At 43.8% G+C, this 9791-nt stretch carries 10 protein-coding genes; 7 read left to right on the forward strand and 3 right to left on the reverse strand.

The features are described from left to right. Window positions 1-290 precede the first annotated feature (290 nt). On the reverse strand, window positions 291-1157 hold the full coding sequence (locus DVG78_RS29610; RefSeq protein WP_114464622.1) for an alpha/beta fold hydrolase: 867 nt from the start codon (window positions 1155-1157) through the stop codon (window positions 291-293). Between the two features lie 203 nt (window positions 1158-1360). On the opposite strand from DVG78_RS29610, the gene DVG78_RS29615 reads away from it, so the two are divergent. From DVG78_RS29615 to DVG78_RS29645, 7 genes are all read left to right on the forward strand, one after another. Continuing rightward, entirely contained in the window at window positions 1361-2689 is a 1329-nt protein-coding gene (locus DVG78_RS29615) for a GntP family permease (protein ID WP_114464623.1), read from the forward strand. A 171-nt stretch (window positions 2690-2860) separates the two neighbouring features. Beyond that, a complete protein-coding gene (locus DVG78_RS29620; protein WP_114464624.1) occupies window positions 2861-4258 on the forward strand; it encodes a glycoside hydrolase family 88 protein in 1398 nt (465 codons plus the stop codon). A gap of 103 nt (window positions 4259-4361) precedes the next feature. After that, window positions 4362-5807, forward strand: a complete 1446-nt coding sequence (locus DVG78_RS29625; protein ID WP_114464625.1) for an oxidoreductase — start codon at window positions 4362-4364, stop codon at window positions 5805-5807. A gap of 35 nt (window positions 5808-5842) precedes the next feature. Continuing rightward, complete coding sequence (locus tag DVG78_RS29630; protein ID WP_229598353.1) at window positions 5843-6187, forward strand: type II toxin-antitoxin system HigB family toxin; 345 nt, start codon at window positions 5843-5845, stop codon at window positions 6185-6187. Then, on the forward strand, window positions 6175-6534 hold the full coding sequence (locus tag DVG78_RS29635; RefSeq protein WP_114464627.1) for a helix-turn-helix domain-containing protein: 360 nt from the start codon (window positions 6175-6177) through the stop codon (window positions 6532-6534). Before DVG78_RS29630 ends, DVG78_RS29635 begins: the two co-directional genes overlap by 13 nt. Before the next feature lie 66 nt (window positions 6535-6600). Further along, on the forward strand, window positions 6601-7575 hold the full coding sequence (locus tag DVG78_RS29640) for a hypothetical protein (protein WP_114464628.1): 975 nt from the start codon (window positions 6601-6603) through the stop codon (window positions 7573-7575). A 6-nt stretch (window positions 7576-7581) separates the two neighbouring features. Next, window positions 7582-8352, forward strand: coding sequence for a 3-ketoacyl-ACP reductase (locus DVG78_RS29645; protein ID WP_114464629.1), 771 nt, complete (start codon window positions 7582-7584; stop codon window positions 8350-8352). 40 nt (window positions 8353-8392) lie between these two features. Here DVG78_RS29645 and DVG78_RS29650 read toward each other — a convergent pair whose 3' ends face one another. Together DVG78_RS29650 and DVG78_RS29655 are read right to left on the reverse strand one after the other, a co-directional pair. Beyond that, window positions 8393-9064 (reverse strand): hypothetical protein, encoded by a 672-nt coding sequence (locus DVG78_RS29650; protein ID WP_114464630.1) that lies wholly within the window; start codon window positions 9062-9064, stop codon window positions 8393-8395. Window positions 9065-9098: 34 nt separating this feature from the next. After that, window positions 9099-9473, reverse strand: a complete 375-nt coding sequence (locus DVG78_RS29655) for a hypothetical protein (RefSeq protein WP_114464631.1) — start codon at window positions 9471-9473, stop codon at window positions 9099-9101. Window positions 9474-9791 lie beyond the last annotated feature (318 nt).

Here is a 9791-nt window from a genome sequence, read left to right on the forward strand (position 1 = left end):
AGATGAAAAATTTGTAAATGTTGTATTATTCTGTGGTAAGTTAATCAAAAGTTAAAAACCCCAGCAATAGTTAGCTGGGGTTTTTAAAGAAAAACAAAGTCCAAAGTAATTTCCAAGGGAAGCCTAATTCAGTTAAAGTAAAACTGCATTTTTATTTATATGGTTTGATGGCAGAGATTGTAAACAATACTGTTCTGTAACTATATGTTGTTTCTACTTTAATATATAACTCTTAGCTGTTTTATTGACTTAATTTTAGATTATATAAGATTATTTCCATGTTTTAGTGCCTAAAATCCCACCCGTTTCAAAAACACCGCCATTTTACCCATCAACTCTTTGGTCGTATAGGCTGGACCTGAATGCCCTGCGTTGGGGATAAACTCTATCTGAACGGGCAGGTTTTTGCTTTTGTAGGCACTCATCAACTCGATGGATTGATTGATGGGGACCTGATTATCTTGCTCGCCATGCACAATAAAAAGGGGAGGCGCACTTGCACTGACCTGATAAACTGGGCTGGCAGCTTTGGCTAATTCAGGCACTTGCTCCACGGGTTTGCCCAACAAAATGGCCAGCGCTGGCAAACGTACATTCAGCCCGTGCGGTGTCGATTGACTCAAGATGGTCAGCAGGTTGGTAGGGCCGAAGAAATCAATGCAGGCCTGCACGGAAGAGGAGGTCGTGAGATAGTTACCAAGGGTCCCTTCAAGGGCGGGGTTGTTGTTGGTGGTGGCGACCAATGCTGCTAAATGCCCGCCAGAGGATGCCCCCCAAATGATGATTTTGTCTGATTTATAGCCGTATTGGGTGGCATTGGCCCGCAAAAAACGAATGGCCGCTTTGATGTCGTGAACGGGCGCAGGAAACGGTTTTTCGGTGCTGGCCCGAAAATCAACGCTTGCCAGCGCGTAGCCGTGCGTCAACATCCCCAATGGCGGATTTTCTTTACTCCCCGAATGCCACGCCCCGCCGTGAATCCACACAATGAGATAAGGCTCACTTTGCGTTTTGAGTTTGTAAATATCCAACGTCAATTTTTTGCCGTCGGCCTCGGCGTAGGTGATGTTTTTGACAATCACTGTGTCTTTTTGGGCCATAATAAAACTTGATTGCAGGAGAATCAGTAAAAAAAGCAGTTTTGGGACAGTGTTCATAGGAAATGATCGAAGAGATTGCCGAAATAGAGAATCGGTGTATGCTAAAGCGATTACGTGCTCTTTTTTTACTTCTCGTACCCAACAGCCTTTATTTTCGACTTTTATTCATAAATGGTCAATGGCGGGGGCGTGTGAGGCGTTGGCGAGAAAGTAGAAAGATGCTTTTACGCGCTTTTCTGACTACCTAAAACCTCTCTTGCATGAATTCGCATTTCTATCCTCTTGCCATCTTTGTGGTATCCATCACGGTGCTGCTTTTTACCATCATCCGTCTGAAGATCAACCCTTTTGTGGCATTGTTGGGGGTAGGGTTGCTCACGGGAGTAGCCATCGGGATGCCGTTGGATGAGGTAACCAAGCAAATCTCAACGGGTTTTGGACAAACACTCGGTAGCATCGGGATTGTGATTGGGTTGGGAATTGTGCTCGGCAACCTGCTCGCGGAGGCGCGGGCCACCGAACAAATTGCCGCGCTTTTGCTGCGTGCCGTAGGCAAAAAAAATGCGCTGCTGGCCGTTAATCTTACGGGTTATCTGATTTGTATTCCTGTATTTCTCAACGCCGTATTTATCATTTATATGCCCATTTTGCGAGATATTTCTCGTAAAACAACCCTGCCGTTGGTTTCTTTGGTAACGGCATTGCTCATCGGTGGTTTTGCCACGCATTGTTTGGTCATGCCTACGCCGGGGCCATTGGCGGTGATGGGCACGCTGAATCTGCCTTCTGGGCAGTTTATCGGTTGGTCACTGTTGGTGGCGTTGCCTCCGGCATTGCTAGGATTGGTGGCTGCCAAATACCTGATTAAAATGCCCCACATGCAAATTACCGAGCCTACTGGTACTGCAGAGGCCGTACTGGAAGATGACCGCAAAAAACCTTCGGGCGGTCTTTCATTATTGCTACTTCTGTTTCCGATTTTGTTGATTTTGTTTGGCAGTGTAGTGTCTGAAATGATGCCGAAAGGCACCGCTAGCCGTCAGATAATCGCTTTTTTGGGAGATAAAAACGTGGCTATGTTGCTGGGTGTGATACTGGCGGGGGTATTGTTACGCCCTTATTTTCGGAAAACCTTTGAAGAACTCATCAGTGAAAGTGGCGCTTCGGCGGGTTTATTGACGCTGATTGTGGGTGCGGGTGGCTCGTTTGGGGCCATTATCAACGGTTCGGGCATTGCAACCGCGCTCGTCGGGTGGTTGTCTTCCATGAATATGTCGCTGTTGATGTTGGGCTTTGTATTGACAGCTATTTTGCGTGCGGCCCAAGGCTCGGCTACGGTAGCGGCCGTAACTACATCGTCCATTGTGGCACCCATGATTGCCGTAGCGGGCGCAAATCCCATTACGGTCGGGCTGGCAATCTGCTGCGGTAGCATGTGCTGTTCGTTTCCCAATGATTCAGGCTTTTGGGTTATATCTCGCTTTTCGGGCATGACCGTAGGACAAACCCTGCGGGCGTGGACACTGGTAAGTACGCTGAGTGGATTTGTTGGTATGGGTCTTACCTTGTTGATTGACCTAACGTGGTAGCGCCGTGTTGGTGGCTGTTTTTGGGGCTTACTAGGCTTGTTTTTAATCCGAAAACGCAATTTAGACCCGAATTAAAAGTAGATTTTAGGGGTAAAATGGTTTGTTAAGAGTAAATAATGAACACAGCAATTGTTTTCATTTCAGCACGTTTAACCTCCTTTTACAACCTGAATGATTCACATTAATCCCACTCTTACGCCCTCTGATTTGTCGGCCAAATTGCAGCGGTTCTGGGCGCTTTCGGCCCAAAAAATCCGTTTGATTGAACAACATTATGACGTTGCCAACGGCTCTCCCGTTTTTACCGTAAAAGGCCAATATACCACTCGTGGTTGGACCGAATGGACGCAGGGCTTTCAGTTTGGCTCCGCCATTTTACAGTTCGATGCCACGGGCGAAACCGATTTCCTAGAATACGGGCGTAAAAATACCATCACCGTGATGGCCCCGCACGTGAGCCACATCGGCGTACACGACCACGGATTCAATAATGTTAGCACCTACGGGAATTTGCTGCGGCTGATGCATGAAGGCAAAATTGAATTCAATGAGTGGGAGAAAAATTTCTACGAATTGGCCCTCAAAATCTCAGGCGCTGTGCAAGCAAGCCGCTGGACTTCTATCAAGAACCGCGACGGCGGGCTGGGCGGTTTTATCCATTCTTTCAATGGCGCTCATTCGTTGTTTGTCGATACCATTCGCTCGTGTAGGGCATTGGTGGTGAGTCATCAATTAGGGCATGTTTTTCAGGGAGAAGGAGACGTGAAAATCAATTTGCTTGAACGGGCATTGCTGCACATCAAAGCCACCGCCGACTTTTCGGTATTTTATGGCGAAGGCCGCGACTCGTACGATTTGTGGGGCCGTACCGCCCACGAGAGTGTTTTCAATACCAAAGATGGTAACTTCCGCTGTCCGAATTCGCAACAGGGCTATACCGGTTTTAGTACTTGGACGCGCGGTTTGGCGTGGGCCATGTGCGGTTTTCCTGAACAACTCGAAGCCTTGGAAAGTATTTCTGATGGGCAGTTGGTCCCCTTCGGTGGGCGAGAAGCCGTCGAGGCTATGATGCTCAAAGCCGCCCGCGCTACTTGCGATTTTTATATCGAACATACGCCCACCAACGGTATTCCGTATTGGGATACTGGCGCGCCCAATCTCCATAAATTGGGAGATTATTTAAACCGACCTGCCGACCCGTTCAATGACCATGAACCAGTCGATAGTTCTGCCGCTGCCATCGGTGCGCAGGGGTTGTTGCGTTTGGGTAACTATTTGATTTCCAAAGGAGATACTGAGTCAGGGAAGAACTACTGGCAGGCAGGTTTGACGGTTTTGAACGCATTGCTCGAAGAGCCTTACTTAAGTACCGATCCCAATCATCATGGCTTGTTATTGCATTCCATTTATCACCAACCCAACGGCTGGGATTATGTACCTGAAGGTAGTAAGATAGCCTATGGTGAGTCGAGCATGTGGGGCGATTATCACATTCGTGAAGCCGCGCTGTATGTGCAGCGGATGATTAATAAGGAGCCTTATTACGCATTTTTAAATTGTGTAAAATAAATATTAGTGGGTAGGTTGAGTCTGACCGCAGGTCTGGCTTGTAAAAGAAAGAAAACCTACGTTTTTCAATACCGAAAAACAGATAATAATTAACGAAACCTCCATGTCTACAAAATTCAAACCAAAATATACCCGAGTGGCGCAACTCAAAACGGCGTCTGACTTGAAAACGTACTTGGAAACGGCTGAAGTTGATTTGTCTTTTGACGAAACCTTGCTGCCGCCCGCAGAAAGCCCATTCAATACCGCCATTCCGTTAAAATCAGGCAAAACCATCGGAAACAGTCTTTGTATCTTACCCATGGAAGGCTGGGACGGAACCTTGGACGGAAAACCCACGGAATTTACCAAAAATCGTTGGGTAAAGTTTGCCGTCAGCGGCGCCAAGTTGCTGTTTGGCTGCGAAGCGGTGGCCGTTTGTCACGAAGGCAAAGCCAATCCCAATCAGTTGGTGATGAGTGAAGACAATTTTGAGGAATATGTCAACCTACGCCAATTGATTTTGGATAAACATACGGAAAAATTTGGCACCACTGACGACCTCGTCATCGGCCTGCAACTGACCCATTCGGGGCGTTTTTGCAAGCCCAACAGTCACAAAAAATTTGAATCGAAGATTCTTTATTCGCATCCTTTTCTCAACCAAAAGTTTGGCATGGATGCCGATTATCCTGTACTGACGGACGAAGAAATTGATGAAATCATCGAAAAATACGTCAAAGCGGCCGTGTTGGCGCAAAAAGCGGGTTTTGATTTTGTAGACATCAAGCATTGTCACGGGTATTTGGGCCATGAATTTTTGAGTGCGGTAGACCGACCCGGTAAATACGGCGGTAGTTTTGAAAACCGTACGCGCTACCTGCGCAACATCGTAGCGGGTATTCAACAGGCTGCGCCGGGCTTGGAAATGGGTATTCGGGTGAGTGCGTTTGACTTTTTACCGTTCAAAAAAGGTCCCAATGAGCAGGGTGAGCCCGAAAAAGCCGAAACCTATCCGTACGCTTTTGGCGGTCGGGAAGATGGCTTGGGGGTTGATTTAGAAGAGCCAAAAGCCTTTTTAAAACTGGCCCAAAGTCTGGGTATTCAAATGATTTGTATCACAGGGGGCAGCCCTTATTACAATCCGCATTTGATGCGCCCCGCGCTCTTTCCGCCTTCTGACGGCTACCAACCGCCCGAAGAGCCGTTTGCGGGGGTAAAAAGACAAATTGAAGTAACGGCCGAGCTTAAAAAAGCTTTTCCTGAGTTAGTTATTATTGGTTCGGGCTATTCGTATTTGCAGGAATGGCTCCCCAACGTGGCCCAATACGTACTGCGCAACGGTATGGCCGATAGCGTAGGTTTTGGACGCATGGTGTTGTCGTATCCTACCATGCCCGACGACATGGCTAATGGCCGTCCCATGACGCGCAACCTCATTTGCCGTACGTTCTCAGATTGTACCACTGCGCCAAGAAACGGCATCATTTCAGGCTGTTATCCGTTAGATCCGTTCTATAAAAAACGTTCTGAGGCAGAGGAGTTAAAGGCGATTAAGGAGAGTTTGTGATTAAATTGAAACGTTATTTTATAAAAGTTCGCTATATGCGAACTTTTTTGTTAGGTTTGCGTATTATGAGAATACATGCATTAAAAACATTGAAACAGTTTTGGGGGAAATATCCTGATGCTGAACCAAACTTACGGCATTGGTATGGAAAGGTAGAAGGAAAGGATTATAAGACTCCTCAGGAAGTAATCGTTGATTTCAAAAATGCAGATTTCGTAGGTAACGAAAGAATAGTTTTTAATATAGCACGAAACAAATACAGATTGATAGCAGCCTTTAACTATGAATTTCAATTATGTTTTGTGAAATTTATTGGGACACACACGGAGTACGATAAAATAGATGCTAAAACCGTAGATTTTGAGTCATGGAAACCATAAGACCTATTAAAACCGAACAGGATTACGAGTTAGCATTGAAAAAATTAGAAATGATTTTTCATGCCAAGCCCAATACCCCCGAGGGAGATTTATTGGAGGTTCTATCTTTATTGGTACACGAATATGAGCAAAAGCACTATAAAATAGAACGGCTAAGTCCATTAGAAGCGTTGAAATACGAGATGGAGGAACAGGGGTTATCGCAAACAGGATTAGCCAAACGAGTAGGAATGAGTAAGAGTACCATCTCCGAAATTATGAATGGAAAAAAACAAATGAGCATCAATTTTATGAAGTTTTTGCATAATGAGCTGGGAATCCCGGCACATATTCTATTAGCTTATTAAAATTGCCTTATTGTCAATATTAGGCTATATTAAATACATTTTGTTACCCTTCACTTTATATTAATAATGGAAATATTAGAGAAAAATTGGAAAGTATTTTATTCGTGGCAGTCAGATATAAAGAAAAATAGAAAAGATATTGAATCCTGTATTAGGAAATCAATTGAGACAATAAGAAACACTGGTTTAGAATTATCTTTGGATCGAGATACTCAAAATACTACCGGTAGCCCTGATATAGTTGAAACTATTTTTAACAAAATAGCCCTATCCGATATTTTTATTTGTGATGTTACAATCGTGAATAGTGGTAGCACTTCCCCAAGATTTACTCCAAACCCTAATGTATTGATTGAGTTAGGATTTGCAATTAATAGTCTTGGCTGGGATAGGATTATTTGTATTAATAATTTGGCCTGTGGAAGAAATGAAGAGCTTCCTTTTGATATTAGGAAGCATCGAATTTTATCCTACAACTCTGAGAATCTTAACTATAAAGAAAACTTAAAAAGTACTTTAAAGAAAGCTATTGAAACTATTATTGAGGACTTTGATAAAATAGTTGACAAGCAAAGAAGAAAACATTATATATATAAAGATCAGAAATTGTTTGAGCAAATTGTGTCAATTTGTAGTGAGACTGAACTATACGATACTATTAATTCTACCATTAATAGACTGATTATTTATCAATCATACTATGATAAATGGGACGAATTGAGTGAATTTACTCGGACAGTTTCAAATCATTTTATTGATGATGATTTACAAAAATATTTTGAACAATTTATTGAAAATTTAAATCAATTTAGGTGGACATGTAGCTTAAAATTTTTCGATTGGTATCATATACATCGTGTACATGATGATAATGATAATGAAAGATTTACAGTTTCAAAATTCCCAATTGGTAATGAAACGTATGCAGAAGCTGATACAAGAATAGATAATTTACAAGACCTACTTTTACAAAAAGAACTCTTAATAAAAGAATCATACAAAGTATTTCGTAAAGAAATTTCACGTAGGTTGCTTATCTAACATTTTATGAAAAAAACAGCATTTGTCACCGGCGGCAGTCGCGGAATTGGTTTGGGAATTGCCGAACATTTGGCTAAAAAAGGCTTTGACCTGGCCATCAATGGTATGCGCGATGAAGCATCTGTTAAGGAGGCATTGACGCATTTACGCAGTTTAGGTGCAGAAGTGATTTATTGTCAGGGCGACATTGCATCAGCAGAAGCAAGAAAGGCCATGTTAGAGAAAATCAAATCCCATTTCGGACGCCTGAACGTGTTAGTCAATAACGCCGGCGTAGCACCCAAAGTACGCGCCGATATTTTGGAAGCTACCGAAGAAAGCTTTGATTATGTGGTCAATACCAATTTAAAAGGAACTTACTTTCTGACGCAAGCGACGGCCAACTGGATGATTCAGCAAAAAGCCGAAAAGGCTGATTTTGAAGGTTGTATTATTACCATTTCGTCGATTTCGGCAACGGTGGCCTCTGTCAATCGGGGCGAATACTGCGTGGCCAAAGCAGGACTGAGCATGACCACGCAGTTGTTCGCGGCGCGTTTGGGTGAATACGGAATTCCGGTGTATGAAGTGCGCCCGGGCGTGATCAAAACCGACATGACCGCGGGCGTTACCGACAAATACGACAAACTCATCGCCGACGGCCTCACCGTCCAACCCCGCTGGGGCTTTCCCGACGACATCGGAAAAGCCGTGGCAGCGATTGCCGAAGGCGCTTTTCCGTATTCGACGGGGCAGGTATTTATGGTAGACGGCGGCTTGACGCTGGCGCGGTTGTGAGAGAATAACTTATAGGGCTATTGTTTGCTGGGATTTAAAATTATTTTAAAGACGTAACGACTGAACTTTCATCGATTAAGTCATTGACTTCAACACCCATTCGAAACGCGTTCGTCTTACTTGCCAAACCATCGCCATCCTTAATAATTCGCGCTGCGCCAATTTCAATAAAGACATTATTCGGATCATTTTTTTCTGTAAATACCAAAGTGGAGTAAAAACCCTTGATACCCTGTGAGGTAATCTCTCCTGAAAAAATTCTTACCTGTTTGCCGGTAGCTGTACCGTTTTGAACGGACAATTCAGCGAAAATGCTAAATTTATTACCTGTTCCGGAAATAAATCCCCCAATCCCAGAAGCCACTGTAGAACTTGACTTAGTATCTATGTTAACGCTCAATTCTTTGCTATTTTGATTCGAAAATCGTAAAACCAAGCTGTTAAAAACATGGCCTTTAGAATTGGGATCTCCTGCATAAGGCACTTCTAAAGTATGAGGATTTGAAACAAAAATTCCCTCAATATTGGGTGGATTCAAGCCTTCATTAATAGGCATCCCTTTTACTTTTAAGTCATTGAGCAAAGTGGCAGGCACAATTTGCTGAATTTTAGTCGACAAGGTAGGTTCCGGAGTTTTTTTCTTGCAACTGTCTAACAGTAATATGATACACAAGGTACAGGCAATGAGAGAGGAAGTGAGGAGATTTTTCATTGTAGAAAAAGAGTTTGAGTGTGATTAAAATTTTTCATCGTTTTCCGTTCCAGAACATCGTAACTTTTGAATTCTTACAAGGGCCGTTGATATCAGTATAGGTGCCGTTAAAAGCCTTGGCTGATGTTAGAGTAAACTGAAAAGTGCCTAACAAAAATCCACTGTGGCGATACCCTTTGGCATCATCGGCAGTGCCTGTCCAGGCGCCGTACATACGCAACTTATTGTGTGGGTCTTGCTTAAAAGATAGCGTGGCTCCCGCTGCAATCTTACCGTTAGAGTTGCAGGTCGACCATTCCGAATCCCAACAGCCGCTGAAATTGAGCGGTGGAGTTTTAGGCGCTTGCCCTAAAAGGGCATGGGCGTAGCAGGTGAACCCCAATAAGAGGCTCATAATGAGTTTTTTCATGATTTTAAGCGCTTTTAAATTGATTAGAAGACTGTAATGACTTGTACAGCAGATGTACTTTCCACAATCAGTTGAATCTTTACAAAAAGCTCATCTTTATGAGGATTTGGAATTATTTGGGTTACGGGTGGCTGGCCCTCCGATATATAACCTCTCAAAGGATCTTCGTTTAGTTTAGATTCTAAGACGGGTTGTCCTCATTCCCTAGGCCGCAGCCATTTTTAAATAGAGTTCCTCTTGGTTTAACCATATTTGCTGAGGTGTCTTGCCCTTGAGAGCTGAGTGGGGTCTCTCAAAATTGTAAATTCGCCACCACTC

Origin of the sequence: Runella aurantiaca (genome assembly GCF_003339505.1) — a bacterium.
GTDB lineage: Bacteria > Bacteroidota > Bacteroidia > Cytophagales > Spirosomataceae > Runella > Runella aurantiaca.